16 protein-coding genes are annotated in these 14,822 nt (G+C 45.2%); 6 read left to right on the plus strand and 10 right to left on the minus strand.

Annotation, left to right across the window (positions count from 1 at the left end; translation table 11 throughout):
• Positions 1–13: 13 nt before the first annotated feature.
• The 8 genes from Q365_RS0105895 to Q365_RS0105930 all read right to left on the minus strand — a co-directional run bounded on the left by Q365_RS0105895 (position 14) and on the right by Q365_RS0105930 (position 6,387).
• Positions 14–538 (minus strand): GNAT family N-acetyltransferase, encoded by a 525-nt coding sequence (locus Q365_RS0105895; protein ID WP_028022468.1) that lies wholly within the window; start codon positions 536–538, stop codon positions 14–16.
• 53 nt (positions 539–591) lie between these two features.
• On the minus strand, positions 592–1,059 hold the full coding sequence (locus Q365_RS0105900; protein ID WP_028022469.1) for an ASCH domain-containing protein: 468 nt from the start codon (positions 1,057–1,059) through the stop codon (positions 592–594).
• A gap of 149 nt (positions 1,060–1,208) precedes the next feature.
• Positions 1,209–1,718, minus strand: coding sequence for a metal-dependent hydrolase (locus Q365_RS0105905; protein WP_028022470.1), 510 nt, complete (start codon positions 1,716–1,718; stop codon positions 1,209–1,211).
• Between the two features lie 150 nt (positions 1,719–1,868).
• Positions 1,869–2,111: a hypothetical protein gene (locus Q365_RS27120; protein WP_028022471.1), complete on the minus strand. Its 243-nt coding sequence runs from the start codon at positions 2,109–2,111 to the stop codon at positions 1,869–1,871.
• Between the two features lie 116 nt (positions 2,112–2,227).
• Complete coding sequence (locus Q365_RS0105915; protein WP_028022472.1) at positions 2,228–2,866, minus strand: glutathione S-transferase family protein; 639 nt, start codon at positions 2,864–2,866, stop codon at positions 2,228–2,230.
• Positions 2,867–3,246: 380 nt separating this feature from the next.
• On the minus strand, positions 3,247–4,188 hold the full coding sequence (locus Q365_RS0105920; protein ID WP_028022473.1) for a Dyp-type peroxidase: 942 nt from the start codon (positions 4,186–4,188) through the stop codon (positions 3,247–3,249).
• Between the two features lie 212 nt (positions 4,189–4,400).
• Positions 4,401–5,345, minus strand: coding sequence for a ribosome biogenesis GTPase YlqF (ylqF, locus tag Q365_RS0105925; RefSeq protein WP_028022474.1), 945 nt, complete (start codon positions 5,343–5,345; stop codon positions 4,401–4,403).
• A 220-nt stretch (positions 5,346–5,565) separates the two neighbouring features.
• Positions 5,566–6,387 (minus strand): EAL domain-containing protein, encoded by an 822-nt coding sequence (locus Q365_RS0105930; RefSeq protein WP_028022475.1) that lies wholly within the window; start codon positions 6,385–6,387, stop codon positions 5,566–5,568.
• Positions 6,388–6,725: 338 nt separating this feature from the next.
• Here Q365_RS0105930 and phhA point away from each other — a divergent pair, with 338 nt between their 5' ends.
• The 3 genes from phhA to Q365_RS0105945 all read left to right on the plus strand — a co-directional run bounded on the left by phhA (position 6,726) and on the right by Q365_RS0105945 (position 9,205).
• Positions 6,726–7,514, plus strand: coding sequence for a phenylalanine 4-monooxygenase (gene phhA, locus Q365_RS0105935; RefSeq protein ID WP_028022476.1), 789 nt, complete (start codon positions 6,726–6,728; stop codon positions 7,512–7,514).
• Positions 7,515–7,543: 29 nt separating this feature from the next.
• Positions 7,544–7,885, plus strand: coding sequence for a 4a-hydroxytetrahydrobiopterin dehydratase (locus tag Q365_RS0105940; protein ID WP_028022477.1), 342 nt, complete (start codon positions 7,544–7,546; stop codon positions 7,883–7,885).
• A 159-nt stretch (positions 7,886–8,044) separates the two neighbouring features.
• Complete coding sequence (locus tag Q365_RS0105945) at positions 8,045–9,205, plus strand: winged helix-turn-helix domain-containing protein (protein ID WP_028022478.1); 1,161 nt, start codon at positions 8,045–8,047, stop codon at positions 9,203–9,205.
• A 142-nt stretch (positions 9,206–9,347) separates the two neighbouring features.
• On the opposite strand, the gene Q365_RS0105955 is transcribed toward Q365_RS0105945, so the two are convergent.
• Together Q365_RS0105955 and Q365_RS0105960 are read right to left on the minus strand one after the other, a co-directional pair.
• Positions 9,348–9,638, minus strand: a complete 291-nt coding sequence (locus Q365_RS0105955) for a hypothetical protein (RefSeq protein ID WP_028022479.1) — start codon at positions 9,636–9,638, stop codon at positions 9,348–9,350.
• 163 nt (positions 9,639–9,801) lie between these two features.
• Complete coding sequence (locus Q365_RS0105960) at positions 9,802–10,245, minus strand: DUF4174 domain-containing protein (protein ID WP_028022480.1); 444 nt, start codon at positions 10,243–10,245, stop codon at positions 9,802–9,804.
• Positions 10,246–10,546: 301 nt separating this feature from the next.
• Here Q365_RS0105960 and urtA point away from each other — a divergent pair, with 301 nt between their 5' ends.
• From urtA to urtC, 3 genes are all read left to right on the plus strand, one after another.
• Positions 10,547–11,836 carry an urea ABC transporter substrate-binding protein gene (gene urtA / locus Q365_RS0105965; RefSeq protein ID WP_028022481.1) on the plus strand — a complete coding sequence of 430 codons (1,290 nt, stop codon included), beginning with the start codon at positions 10,547–10,549 and terminating at the stop codon, positions 11,834–11,836.
• Positions 11,837–11,971: 135 nt separating this feature from the next.
• Positions 11,972–13,645 carry an urea ABC transporter permease subunit UrtB gene (gene urtB, locus Q365_RS0105970; protein WP_028022482.1) on the plus strand — a complete coding sequence of 558 codons (1,674 nt, stop codon included), beginning with the start codon at positions 11,972–11,974 and terminating at the stop codon, positions 13,643–13,645.
• 105 nt (positions 13,646–13,750) lie between these two features.
• Complete coding sequence (gene urtC, locus Q365_RS0105975; protein WP_051563771.1) at positions 13,751–14,791, plus strand: urea ABC transporter permease subunit UrtC; 1,041 nt, start codon at positions 13,751–13,753, stop codon at positions 14,789–14,791.
• Positions 14,792–14,822: the final 31 nt, after the last annotated feature.

A 14,822-nucleotide genomic window follows, 5' to 3' on the forward strand; every position in this document is an offset into this window, starting at 1 on the left:
AATCAAAATTAATTTACTGTCTGTTGAATTGTGGCGAATTATTTTCTAATTTCTTACGATACCTTACTTCCTTTAAACCTTGGTAAAGCTTTTCTTTTGAATCGAGCTGAAAACCCTGCCGCTCATAAAACCTTCTGGCTAATTGGTTATCTTCAAGAACCCAAATTGTAACTTCAGAGAAGCCCATTTGAGATAACTCCTGAAGCGACAAAGCTATGAGTTCTTTTCCGAAGTTTTTGCCAATGAATTGAGGGAGTATATAAATAGCCCAAACCTCTCCAACACAATCGTGGCTATCATCATCTCGGGATTTTTCGAAGTCTACAAACCCAACCAACGAACCTTGATAGCCACAAACAAAAGTTGATAGACGGTTTTCACTCGTGAGTTTTACTCTACGTTTAGCCCTCGTCTTTGGATTGATAGATTTCAAATCCTCATCTGACATGATGCCTTTGTAAGCGTACTTCCAGCCTTCGACTGAGATCAATGATATTGCATCAATATCTTCAGGTAATGCCTTCCTAAACTCTCTCAATATACTTCCCAATTTGTTATATAACGTCCGTTACTACTGTTCTTATAAGCAATTTATTTGAACACTCGCTCAAATGACACTAAGACCAACTCGGTAGAATCATTGAAATCGATGCCATAAGACGATTTACAGTCCTCTGTGAAAAAGTCATTGTGAGCCTTGTACCACCATTCGTAAGTGCCATCACCTTCGCCTTCAGACTCAGCAAACTCACGGCTAACAAGACCAAATGGGCGGAACGAAACATTGGTGATCTTGACGATACAAACAGGATTCTTATCCCAATCAAGGACTATTTGGTGTTGCCCGACTTGAGGGAAGTCAACATCTTCAATTTTGTAGGCTTCTTTGACACTGCATGTTGCTTGTTTTCTTCCTTCTGCAACTAGGCGTGCACACTCATTAGTATTGTATTCATCATCACAAAAATATGTCGTTTCTACACCACCAATTTTTGCTAGTTCAGAATCAGGCAATGTGTTGGTATAGGACTGAAAATAGTCCTTATATCTTGCATCCATGTATGAGTTTTCCCTAATTTCTAACGCTGTCGTAAACGGCGAGCGATATTTGATGTCATTGCTATGCTGCACTTCAAAGTTGATACTCAGTTTTCACACGAACAATGCCTGCAATTCCCATAAATTCGAAAGTTTTATGCAAAGCCACTCTATTTGGAATTCTTAGGTTTACGATTATGCCACTGTACAAGGTAAAATAATGCGCCACCAAATAGTCCCGCATATAAACAAAGCTTATGCATACTAGCAAAAGACACATTCCCCAACATTGGGTTGTTTAATGTAAAAGGATAAAAAGGCTGAACATCATAGTGGATGATGCCGTCAAGAATGACGTGGCTAAAACAACCGATAAATGCACTTATGAATGCGACTAACCAAGAGATTTTAATTGGTTGAGAATCTTTAGATATTTTTAAAATAATTAAGCCAAATTCTGAAAGGTATTTGCCCGATAAAGCTGATATTACTGCCAGTAATGAACTACCAATAAATGTATGAGAAAAACCATGCATGTGACCATGACCATTTAGCAGTACCCACAATGGTTGCAGATCCATTATGATTTGAGACCACCCAAATACCATTAAGCTAAAGCTCCCTTGGAGTATTGCTTTAATAAGGATTCCTGAGCCCATATGAAATGGAGTGAACGGCATAATCTTCCTTCGTAAATGTAAAAGTGTATTAGGTGGAAAATGTCGGAATCAAACGCGAAGTTTTGTTCGTTAATAACACGGCATCATACCCAAACTGCTTGATTTTGTGGCTCATTTCATCGTTTGAGATGTGGGTTGGTTGTAGCCCAATTATTGAAACTCCAAACCATGATTCTCAAGAGTATGCTTGCCACACCGAGTGCATACTAGGTACCTGTCAGTCACTTCTAAAGAACCACCGCCGGGTAACGAGGAGGCCGAACCGCTAAAAAATCCATCTAGAAATGCCTTAAACTGCTCTTTTCTGCTTTTCCCATACTTAGATGGTTTTTGCTTCATTACCTCTTTATGTTGTGCTTCTTTGCCGCATTTATCACAAAATCGATTGCTCATGAAACACCCTGTCATTTCTTTATGAATAAATTATATAATTGCATAGCAAGCCGTCGTGGGAATCGCATTAATTATTAGATTTTGTGATTTGAGAGAAGCTTCAATTAAAAGCCATGCTATCTATACGCATCTAAACTTGTTCCTTCAATATCACACACATGCTTAACCGATGGTCTTTTAGCTAACTCTTTCAGATACCTTGCTAAATGTTCAAATGACAGCGGGGGTTTTTTAAACCCACTTGCCCAATACGAAAGCATAAATAGGAAAAAGTCACAAACGCTCAGTTGGTTGCCAACTAAAAACGTTTTGTTTTCTAATTGACTATCGATCAGTTTGAACATTTCAGTAACACGATCCTCTTGAGTCCTTGAAATTGACTCAGCAGTATTGATGCATGATGTATGTTTGTGTGGATAAATATACAACATCATCTCTGGTTGGATGGTACTGGTTAGGTAAAAGAGCCACTGATAAAATTCTGGGCGGTATTTATCTCCGATATTTGGGATCATATTTGAATGTGGATGTTCATCGCACAAATGTACGCAAATCGCCGCACTTTCAAAAATAACTAAATCATCAGTAACTAGAGTGGGGATTCGTCCAGTAGGGTTGAGCTTTAGGTAGTCGTTTGACTTTTGCTCTTCTGATTTTCTATCAACTAATACGAGTTCATAATCAGCGCCTATTTCCTCAAGAAGCATATGAGGAGCCCAGCTAGCATTGCGCGGGTAATAGAATAATTTGTACAAGTTGAACTCCGAAGATTGATCGGTTTATAACAGTGTATTAGTGGAAAAATGTCGAAATTAAACACGATGTTTTGTCAATCGATAACAAGGAATCCTACCTGATTTCACTGTTACTGATTGATTTTAATTCGCTTTATTTTCACTGAAAATCTCGTTCTGTGAATGATCTCCAAAATGGAATTTTGATCCGGTGTATTGGATTGATTCTTGGAGGCGGTACTGATTAGGCTCAACCGTCGGTTCTCGTCACTTTGAAGCGAGAGATTGAAAGAAAGCGTTCAAACCGACACATCAAGAGTCATTCATGGATAAATAAGGCTGACATTTTGTCAGCCTTTTATCTTCTATTCACGCAATGTCATTTTCAGAGGGTGTATGCGTTAATCGTCAAAATGTGCGTCGATGAATGACTGGGACGGAACAAAGTAACTTGCACCTGTTTTGGCTTCAACGAAATCTAACAGACGATCATAATCGCCGTTTTCATCTGCATTGATCATTTGAGTTAACGACGTTTCGATGATTGAAGGTGTTTTCGAAAACCCAACAAACATAGTGCCATGCTCAATGGCATTGCCGTAAGGGCGATTCTGGCGATACATTTTTACCTCTTCGCCATCTATCTCAACCTTGCTTTTGTTGTTGTGCGCCCAAACGGGCTTCTCTTCATCGTCCAGTTCTATGTCATCCATTTTGGTACGTCCGACGACTTTCTCTTGATGCTCCGTCGGTTGGTCATCCCACAGCGATTGGCGATCAATATAACGTTGAACCACCAAATAGCTTCCACCTCGATAGGTGTCGTTTTCATCATCTACAAGGACAGATTCGAGACGCTCTTCATCGATGGGATTTTCAGTGCCATCAACAAAATCGATCATGTCGCGGTTATCGAGATACTTATAGCCCTGAATATCTTCCGTTAAATCAGCAACGCCGGATAGCGCTTTGGCTGAGTACTTGGCGATTTGGAAATTCAGATCTTTCCGTTCAGATTTCACCATTAGAAATATGTCTCCCGCGGTCGAAGGGAAGTGCCTTGCTCCGTCGGTCATTTCGGGAAATACATGTAATTCAGCGGGAAGAGAAAGGTCAGGAAACAGCAAAGGCCAAGCGTTGGCAGAAAACCCGATGGTGACAGAGATATTGGCGGAAGGATCTTTTTGCCGAATAGATTTTTGAATACCCGGCAGTTGAGACAAGGCGTCATTGATGTCGTCCACCGTTAGCCATTGGTCTTTTAGCACAAAGGTTAAGAACTCTGCGTGGGTGGTTGGGTCGGTCAGTGCGCCAATTTGTGCCATTGAAGCAAGTTCGTTCATAGTTCGTCCTATCCTCTGATCGGGTGATTTCTTACCTCACGTCAGAATAGAACAGCTTTGCTAGGCAAAGTGGGGTAGGAATGAGACGAGACGAGACGAAACGAAAATGGCGTGAGTTTGAAAGCGGCATGGAGAAAGGGATATAGGAGACAGTAAACAGATGGATCTTGTCGGCGTAAAAGTTAACGCCCTCGAGACGAGGGCGTTAGGGATTAGCGTTTGTTCTTCAAATAACGCTTACGGCGTTCTTCTTTCACTTTGGCTTTTTGTTCAGCTTTTAGTGTGGCGGCTTCTTCCACTTCGACCAATTCTTTGTCGATCATATCTGGGTGCTCAAGGGTGATTAAGCCCAGCGTGCCGTTACGAAGATCGTTAATCAGAATTTCAGACGCTTTGTGAATGTCGATTCTTCCACCAGCTCGCAAACAACCGCGTTTCTCGCCAATGGCTTCCATCAACTCGACTTCGCTATCTGGCAACTCTTCGATGTTGTAACGATTCTTCAGGAGTTGCGGATAAGCCTTTGCCAGATATTCCACGGTGTAAAATGCGACTTCGTCGTATTCCATCGCCGTGTCTTTAACCGCACCAGTGGCGGCTAAGCGAAAACCGCTGTGTGGGTTTTCTACTTTTGGCCACAAAATCCCTGGTGTATCTGACAAGATCACACCATTTTGCAGGTTAATACGCTGCTGCTGACGCGTGACCGCAGGTTGGTTACCGGTTTTCGCGATAACACGGCCTGCCAATGTATTGATGATGGTCGATTTTCCAACGTTCGGAATGCCCATGATCATAGTGCGAATGCTTTTGCCCATGTCTTCACGATGAGGCGCTAACTTGCGGCAAAGATCCATGATCTTATTCACTTCACCCACGTTATCTGTGGTGATAGCCATCGCCTTTACGCCTTGCTCTTTCTCAAGATGTTCAAGCCATAGGGCTGTCATCTCTGGGTCAGCAAGGTCGCGTTTATTCAATACTTTGATGACTGGCTTGTCTTTGCGAATGCGTCGGATCAGTGGGTTTTCACTGCTGAACGGAATGCGCGCATCGAGAACTTCAATGATGACGTCGATTTTAGGAACGACTTCTTCAATCTCTTTACGAGCTTTGTGCATGTGGCCAGGAAACCACTGAATAGAGTTGTTAATCATAAAAATGATTGCCTTAATAAATCGGTGTTATCGCCGGGAAAAGGGACTTAATTGACGGGCAATAGTCGCTTGGGCGTTAATATGGCGGGGATTTTAACACTTTACTGATGACAACGGAAAAGGTTGTGAGGATTAGAAAAATAATGAACAAGACGTAACCAGAATGGCGCTCATAAGCCATCATCGACTCGTCATCACGACATCTAAGCGGCGAGGCGATTTAGCCGACCGTTAGCTGAGTGATCTCGGTTTGAACAATATCGCCGAAATAATCGGTTATCTTTTGCGGCATGCCTAAATGAAAACCTTGGAAGTAGTCAATCTCCAATGCTTTCATTGCCATGTACTCCGCTTCGTTTTCGATCCCTTCTACCAGCACCTCTGCAAATACCTCTTTGGCGATGGCGATACCATCTAGCATAGGCTGAGTGTCACCTTGCATATAGGACTGCAACAACGAGCGGTCGATTTTGATAATACTTGGGTTAAGGGAGTGGACGCGAGCGTCTTGCGAGCCGCTCACACCGTAGTCGTCGATGGCAATACGGAAACCATTATCAACTGAGATAGCAGATGCAATAGCGAGCGCTTGAACATCGTCATGAAGATGCTCGACAACTTCCAGAACAACGTGATGACGAGGAATGTTTAACTCCTCAAGCCGTTTCACCATGAGGTTTTGGTTTGAAAATTTTGAGATTGCCGCGACGGCGGAAGAAGGCAACATATTGATGAAAATCGCGTGTTTACCAGCATAAGGAGCGAAATTCCGAAGATGGATTACTCGGGCTAGCCTATCGATATCTATCTGAGAGCGGTAGTCAGGATGTTGCTGATCGAGGTGCCGAAATAAATGGGCAGGGCAAACAGCCTCCCCATCTGGGTTATTGGCTCTTACTAACGCTTCAAAGCCCACAATTGAACCATCGCCGCGAAATATAGGTTGATAGACACTTCTTAGTACCAAATCATCATACAAAGCAATGAGTTCACCGGTTTCATCGGTGCTCAAGCATTGTTCAAATGCTTCCCTGGTTCTCAAGTGGTTATCCACGACGTTGTTTCTCCTCTTACCGCATGCTGGGAGCTTGTTCCTGTTGATTGAACGCATAGTACGGCAAAGAAAGCATTGAGAGAATAAATGCTTACAGCGCCCAAACTGTTTATGTGATCTGTGCCAATAGTGTGTCCCAATAACAGAACATGTTGTTAATTCAAATGGCAAGTTAGATAGACACTCACTCTATAAAAATAGTGATGTAAAAGCGTAGCGTAAAATAATTTTTACATACGTTCATACTGTAACGCCAAGCATCTAGTGCCAGTTTCCGAAGGGAGAGTCTATCGTTTTAGAGTGGAACGAGTAGAGGGATGACAGGTATGAAACTGAGTCACTATGAATCAAAGCCTCTTAACGCGCTCGGGAAGGTTGCTTGGAGCAGGGAAGAAGATGACATTTGGCAGCGCCTGATCTCTCGGCAACTTAGCTGTATCGAAGGTAAAGCCTGTCACGAATACTTAGAAGGGTTGTCCATGCTTAACCTTTCGGAGGATCATGTCCCTCAGTTAACAGATATCAATAAGGTGCTCGATAAGGCAACGGGATGGCAACTCGAACCCGTTCCCGCCTTGATTGATTTTGACCGCTTCTTTGCTTTGCTTGCATCTAAGCGTTTTCCGGTAGCGACATTTTTGCGTTCAGTTGCGGACCTTGATTACTTGCAGGAACCAGATTATTTTCATGAAATTTTTGGCCATTGTGCCATGCTCACTCACAAAGCTTTTGCAGATTTCACCCAGTTATACGGGCAACTTGGCGTTAAGGCGACAAAGGCTGAACGTGTGTATTTAGCGCGACTATATTGGTTTACGGTAGAGTTTGGCTTAATTGAGTCGTCCGGTCATAGGTCACTTTATGGTGGTGGGATTTTATCGTCACCCGCCGAAACGGATTATGCTTATAGCAGCCATGTTCCATTGAGGAAGAAGCTGGATGTTGTTGATGTAATGCGAACGCCATATCGTATCGACATTCTTCAGCCAGTTTACTTCTACTTGGAATCGCTTGATGCCTTGTACGAGCTTCAACAGTTAGACCTAATGGCTTGTGTTCATCGCGCCATGTCGTTGGGACTTCATCCACCCTGTTATCGAGAAAAGATCGCGTAATTAAAGGCGGAAAAAGGAGAGTAAGTTTAATGGCCGAATTATCAGAATTACAATGTGAAGCATGCCGCGCAGATGCGCCCGCCGTGACTGAAACGGAAGCGACATCCTTGATGCCGAGCATTCCAGAGTGGAACGTGATGAATGTTGATGGGATTGACCAACTTCAACGCGTGTTTACATTCAGAACGTTTAAGCAAGCGTGGGCGTTTTCTAATCTTGTTGCGGAACTCGCTGAAGAAGAAGGCCATCACCCAGCCATTTTGCTTGAATGGGGGCGCTGTACTGTGACTTGGTGGACGCACAAAATCAAAGGATTGCACAAAAACGACTTTATCTGTGCAGCGAAAACGGATGCACTGCTATCGGAATAGCGAAGGCGAACCGACGGGTAAACCGCCAGTATCGTTAATGAACAGTTTTGTTAGTGACCGGTATTGTTAACGATTAGTATTGTTAAAGAACAGTAGAGTTGCGGTGCCAACATCCTGTACGGTGGGTAGTAAGATGAATTCCCCCTTCAGATAGGTGCTATGCAATCAATCACTAAAGCGGAAGCAAGAAAGCTCATCTTGCTTTCGCAAGGCTTCTCTGCCAACAAAACCAACCTCACTGACCTCGAATCAACGCTATCTGTTATTGAGCGTCTGGGTTACGTGCAAATCGACACCATCTCCGTCGTTAAGCGAGCTCATCATCATGTCCTTTGGAGCCGAAACGCGACTTATCGCGAAAGCCATCTTTCGCAATTATTGGCGGACAAGACGGTGTTCGAATACTGGGCTCACGCCGCGTCCTTTCTTCCAATGAAAGACTTTCGATTTACACTTCCGCGTAAAGCGGCGATCAAATCTGGTGAACATAAACACTGGTATTCGAAAGATCACACCATGATGGATGCCATTCTCAAGCGAATAGAAGAAGAAGGCCCATTGATGGCGAAAGATTTCGACTCCCCAAGTCGAAAGCACCAAGGTTGGGGGACGAAACCTGCGAAGCAAGCGTTGGAAAACCTCTATATGCAGGGTGAGCTCATGGTGCCGAAGCGTGAGAATTTCCATAAAGTGTATGATCTCACCGAACGAGTTCTTCCCGAGAAAATCAACAAGACACGGCCTTCAGATGAAGAATACGGTCGTTATTTGGTGCTCAATTATCTCAATGCGCACGGGGTGGGGACGGTGCAAGAAATGACGTATTTGTTGAAAGGGGTGAAGTCGTTAGTGAATAACGCACTGAATGTATTGTGTGATGAAGGGAAGGTTGAACCCATTCGAATTGGTGATGTGCCATATTTTGCAGCTTCATCCTCATTAGCATTGCTCAATCGGCGGCTCAATCGACAACAAGCAAAAATCCTTTCCCCGTTTGATAGCCTAGTGATCCAAAGAAAGCGAGCAAGCGCACTTTTTGATTTTGACTACCTCATCGAATGTTATGTGCCAGAGCCAAAACGTAGGTTTGGGTACTTTTCTTTGCCCATTCTCTGGAATGCAGAGTTGGTGGCACGAGCGGACTGCAAGACGGACAAAGCGACATCCACGCTAATCGTTAATCATCTCTCTTTGGAGCCATCGGTGAAGCGAAGTGAGGCGTTTATGTCGGCGTTAGAAGATGAACTTCAGTTTTTTGCGGCCTTCAATGGCTGTGATAGTCACTCGATTAAGAAGATTTCACACAGAGGTAAGGAATAGTGGGAAGATGCGTGAACTGAATCTTGCGCTTTCAGCCACGCATGTGTTCGTGTATTGCGGTACTTGTGTCTTTGAGATCAGCGTTCTGCTTTGCTAGCTGCGCAGTGCTGCTTTACGCCACAATACAATTTAACAGCATAAGCTAGGACTGTTTCTTCTTACCAAATGCTGATTTATACAACTCAAATACGAACGTCGCTGCGCCACCTGCTGACGTTGAATTGGCATAGTCTTCTAATGGGGCACAGAAGTTGGATTTAAACTTCTCAATGGCTTCCTCCGATGATTCGGCGTAAATCACGTCGTCTTCTACTTCAAAGCCGAGGTCGATGAGTTGAGCCTTTTCGGCTAAAAACGTCTCAGATCCCATGTCGACATAAGTGAATTCCTTACGGTTGGAATCAGGCTTACAAAAAAACTGGTACTTGGGCATTTTGTCTCCTCAAAATCGCCTTAGAGAAATGTCAGATAACGCACAGTTTCCCTACCTAGTGCGTAAAATCACACTAAGCGATTCATTGAGAGATCTCAATACCATTAGGTTGTATTCATTTGAGTTTATTCATTAATTTGGGCTTGGGTCATAGTAGAAAACGCTAAATGCTGCATCGATTTCCCCTGCGCTTCATTTCCGCCTTTCTCATAGGCATGCCATCAATCACTTCAACCAATTCGTTGATATTTACGGTTTGCCGCCAGCGAAATTTCTCAGTGCCATCTTTACCAATTAACACTGCAATGTGCTCATTGGTGTCCACAGCATATTTTTGGCCGAGCTTGAGAATTTCTTGCGAAGAAAAGAGCCCTTGTGAGTCAGACAGATCCTGCATGTTGAGAATGACAGGGTGAAGGTCGCGATCATCAATTTGGCAACTATGAATAAGCATGAGGCGTTCAAATGCGCGTACTTTATCGTCGAAGCTTGGCGCAAAGAAAATCAGTGTTCGATGTGGCTCGATGAGTCCATAGAAAGGGTAAGAGATGCTAGGTGATGACGCTAACAGCAGCAATAAAACGCTAAGTCGATTCAGAGCACGCATGCAGGCCCCCTTATCAATTAAGGATTTCAGTACCAATACGAAAGCCTAGTCTTAATAGTTTCAATCCGCACTTTTAACGTACGCCGCACTGTATTTGTGCACGTTCATTGTCGGTGCGCTGCATCGAATGGTCTGCACCATAATCAAGCAAATGGATCGGAGAGCTTTCCGTAAAAGCGCACGCTGAACGGTTAAACAGTTATTTTTTTCATGGTGTTACCAATTAATTGCGAGGCATACCCCTAGATTGGCAAGCCTTTTGCTCTCTTGTTCCGCAGGTACTCATTAAGGAGCTGTTGCAATGAAAGGAAATAAGGTTGCATTAAATTGGGTAAGTGCGATTGCACTGGGTGGACTGTCGTTACAGGCTGTGGCGGCGGAAGACACAATCAAAGTGGGTGTACTTCATTCGTTGTCAGGGACGATGGCAATCAGTGAAACCACATTGAAAGATACAGTGCTCATGATGATTGATGAGCAGAACAAAAATGGTGGCTTGCTGGGTAAGAAGCTAGAAGCCGTTGTGGTTGACCCCGCATCAAATTGGCCATTGTTTGCAGAGAAGGCCAGAGAGTTAATTGAGAAAGAAGATGTCGACGTGGTATTTGGCTGCTGGACATCTGTATCTCGCAAATCTGTGCTTCCTGTGTTTGAAGAGCTCAACAGCTTACTGTTCTATCCCGTTCAGTATGAAGGCGAAGAATCGTCTAAAAATGTCTTCTACACCGGCGCTGCACCAAACCAACAGGCGATTCCAGCGGTTGACTATCTGAAAGATGAAATGGGCGTGAAACGCTGGGTGCTTGCAGGCACAGATTATGTTTATCCGCGTACTACGAACAAAATCCTCGAAGCTTACTTGATTGACCAAGGTGTCGCGAAAGAAGACATCATGATCAACTACACGCCGTTTGGCCATTCCGATTGGCAGTCGATCGTTTCTGACGTCAAAAAGTTTGGCTCTCAAGGCAAGAAAACCGCGGTGGTCTCTACCATCAATGGTGATGCAAACGTGCCTTTCTACAAAGAATTGTCAGCACAAGGCGTAGAAGCAGAAGACATTCCTGTTGTCGCGTTCTCAGTGGGTGAAGAAGAACTCTCAGGTATGGATACGTCGTCTTTGGTCGGACACCTTGCTGCATGGAACTACTTCATGAGTGTGGAAACGGACCAGAATGATGAATTTGTCGAAAAATGGCATGCCTACATCAAAGACGATGAGCGTGTAACTAACGACCCGATGGAAGCCACCTACTTAGGCTTCAACATGTGGGCTAAGGCCGTTGAAAAAGCGGGAACGACAGATTCTGAAGCGGTTCAAGAATCCATCATTGGTGTGACGGTACCTAACCTCACGGGCGGCTACGCCACCATGATGCCAAACCACCACATCACAAAACCGGTTCTTATTGGTGAAATCCAAGACGATGGTCAGTTCGTTACGGTTTGGGAAACACCGGATGTGGTAGCAGGGGATGCTTGGTCAGATTTCCTTACGGGTTCAAAAGACTTATTCGCGAGCTGGTTGAAACCTATGTCTTGCGGCAGCTTTAACGTAGAAACCGGTCAATGCGCTGGCGTGGCCGAATAATCAATTAGAAAAATAATGTTGGCGGGTGGATACGGACATTGCTCGCCAACGTTTTACGCTTTTTATTTGCCTGCCTTGCGGTTTTGTTTCCACATTTTTTCCGTACTGGCAGGACTTTTTCAAAGGAACGCGTTTATGTGTAAACAGACAAGACGATGGAATAACGTCTGTCGGTTTTTGACGGCTCTTTTTGTTGTTTTTATCACTTCTTTTGGTGCTTCGGCAGCCAGTCCCTCTACGTCAGAATCTCACTCGTCAGGCTCGTCATTGACTGATATTGAAGCCTTGCTGACGAGCAAATCTTTTACAGACAAAGAAGCCGCGGTGTCATTGCTTGTTGCCTCTGACTTGCCCGCCACGACACAACTGTTGAATGGGTTAGTGAATAAACAAGTGGTATATGACAAGAAAGACAAAGCCATTTGGTTTCTAGAGAACCCTCCCTTAAAAAAGGGCAGTACGTTAATGAATCTCGGCACTGGAGAAACGGTGACCGTTGAGAAAAAACGACAATATAGAACGGTGTCGCTAAACAACAGAATGCGCACAAAAATTAAAACGGCGTTGGCGACACTGGCGTTGACCGGTGATGACGTTGACGCTAGGCGAGCGGGGGCAAAACGCTTGCTTGGGCAAGTGGATAATGATCTCGTCCCTGTTATATCTGAACTGCTCGTTACGGAAGGTGACACTGTCACTAAAGGCTACCTAACTGCTGCGGTGTCCATCACTCAGCTTGACGATAAGGACTCGGTGGATGCCCGGTTATCCGCGATCGATCAACTTGAAACATCGGGATTAGCCGAAGCTTATGAAGCGCTAAAGGCAGCAAAAGCTCAGACAACGGATGCCACTCCAGAGGCTGTCCAGCGTGCCTTTGATGGTGCGATTGCCAGCTATGAAGAAACGCAGCGCGTCGTAGACATTGCCCAAACCCTCTACTTTGGACTGAGTTTGGGGTCGGTATTAGTATTGGCGGGTATCGGCCTTGCGATTACCTTTGGTGTGATGGGTGTGATTAACATGGCCCATGGTGAACTGATCATGATCGGTGCCTATACCACCTATGTCATGCAGTTGTTGTTACCGGAATATACGGGCATCGCCTTGTTACTTTCTATCCCAGCAGCATTTCTGGTCGCTGGATTGGTTGGCGTGGCGATCGAACGCTCTGTTATTCGTCACCTTTACGGACGCCCCCTCGAAACACTGTTAGCAACCTTTGGTATTAGCCTCATTCTCCAGCAGGCTGTGCGCTCAATTTTTTCTCCGCTAAACCGTTCTGTCAGCACACCAGAATTCATGAGTGGCATGATTGAAGTCACCCCAATGCTGCAGCTCACCACCAGTCGCATGTACATCATTATCTTCTGCTTAATGGTGTTCTTCGCGTTGCTGTTCATTCTTAAACGAACGTCGCTGGGCCTGCAAGTTCGCGCGGTTTCACAAAACCGTCCGATGGCGAGAGCCATGGGTGTGCGCTCTGAATGGGTGGACATGGCGACCTTCGGTTTAGGGTCTGGTATCGCTGGCGTTGCGGGTGTTGCCTTGTCTCAGTTAACCAATGTTGGGCCTAACATGGGGCAAGCCTACATCATAGATTCTTTCATGGTGGTGGTGTTTGGCGGCGTTGGAAACCTTTGGGGAACGTTGGCGGCGGGGTTAAGCCTAGGCGTATTCAACAAAATTTTGGAACCATGGGCTGGTGCTGTGTTGGCCAAAATTCTGGTTCTTGTCTTCATCATCTTGTTTATTCAAAAACGCCCGAAAGGACTCTTTCCTCAGCGCGGCCGTATGGCGGAGGATTAACCCATCATGGAAAAGCAACTGTCGGACAATCAACAAACGGACCCTCAGGCGTTACCGCAGTTAGGGATATACAAACCACTGTTTGATAAACCCAGCATCATCTTAATGGTGATCCTTGGGCTGGCCGTGATTCTGGTGCCCATAATGAATTTGTGGGTACCAGAGAGCAGCCCATTCCACTTGGAAACTTACACCGTTTCACTGCTAGGCAAATACCTCAGTTTCGCCATTCTCGCGTTGGCGGTCGATCTGGTGTGGGGCTACCTTGGCATACTGAGTTTGGGTCATGCCGCTTTTTTTGGATTGGGTGGTTACGCCATGGGCATGTATCTGATGCGTCAGATTGGCGACCGCGGTGTGTATGGCAACCCTGAATTGCCGGACTTCATGGTCTTTCTCAATTGGCAGGAATTACCTTGGTTCTGGATGGGCTTCGACCAGTTTTGGTTCGCCTGCATCATGGCCGTGGTGATACCCGGTGCGTTGGCGTTTGTGTTTGGGTGGTTGGCATTTCGTTCACGCGTGTCGGGCGTTTATTTGTCGATCATGACCCAAGCCATGACCTTTGCACTGATGCTTGCATTCTTTCGCAATGAAATGGGGTTTGGCGGAAACAACGGCCTGACCGATTTCAAAGATATTCTCGGCTTTAGCCTTCAAAGCGACTTCACGCGCGTTTCCCTTTTCGTTGCCACAGTGATTGCGCTGATGCTCGCTTACATGCTGAGTCGCGCGATTGTTGTCAGCCGATTAGGGGCGCTCACTATCGCGATTCGAGACGCTGAATCACGGACACGTTTCGTGGGATACGCGGTGGAGAAAAGCAAGCTGTGGTTATTCGTGTTATCTGCCGCTATTGCAGGCGTGGCTGGGGCATTGTATGTCCCACAGGTCGGCATTATTAACCCGGGTGAGTTTGCTCCGTTGAATTCCATTGAAGTGGTGGTCTGGGTCGCACTCGGCGGCAGGGCCACGCTATATGGCGCGATTATTGGCGCACTCCTTGTTAACTATGCCAAGAGCTGGTTCACCGTGGAATTTCCCGAAGTGTGGTTATTCGCGTTGGGTGCATTGTTTGTGCTTGCTACCTTGTATCTGCCGAAGGGTGTGAGCGGATTCTTGCGTAAACAGGAGACGAATTCATGATGTCGAAAACACTGTGGAGCGAAGGTGTTCG

The organism is Enterovibrio calviensis DSM 14347, assembly GCF_000621165.1.
In the GTDB taxonomy this organism is placed as follows: domain Bacteria; phylum Pseudomonadota; class Gammaproteobacteria; order Enterobacterales; family Vibrionaceae; genus Enterovibrio; species Enterovibrio calviensis.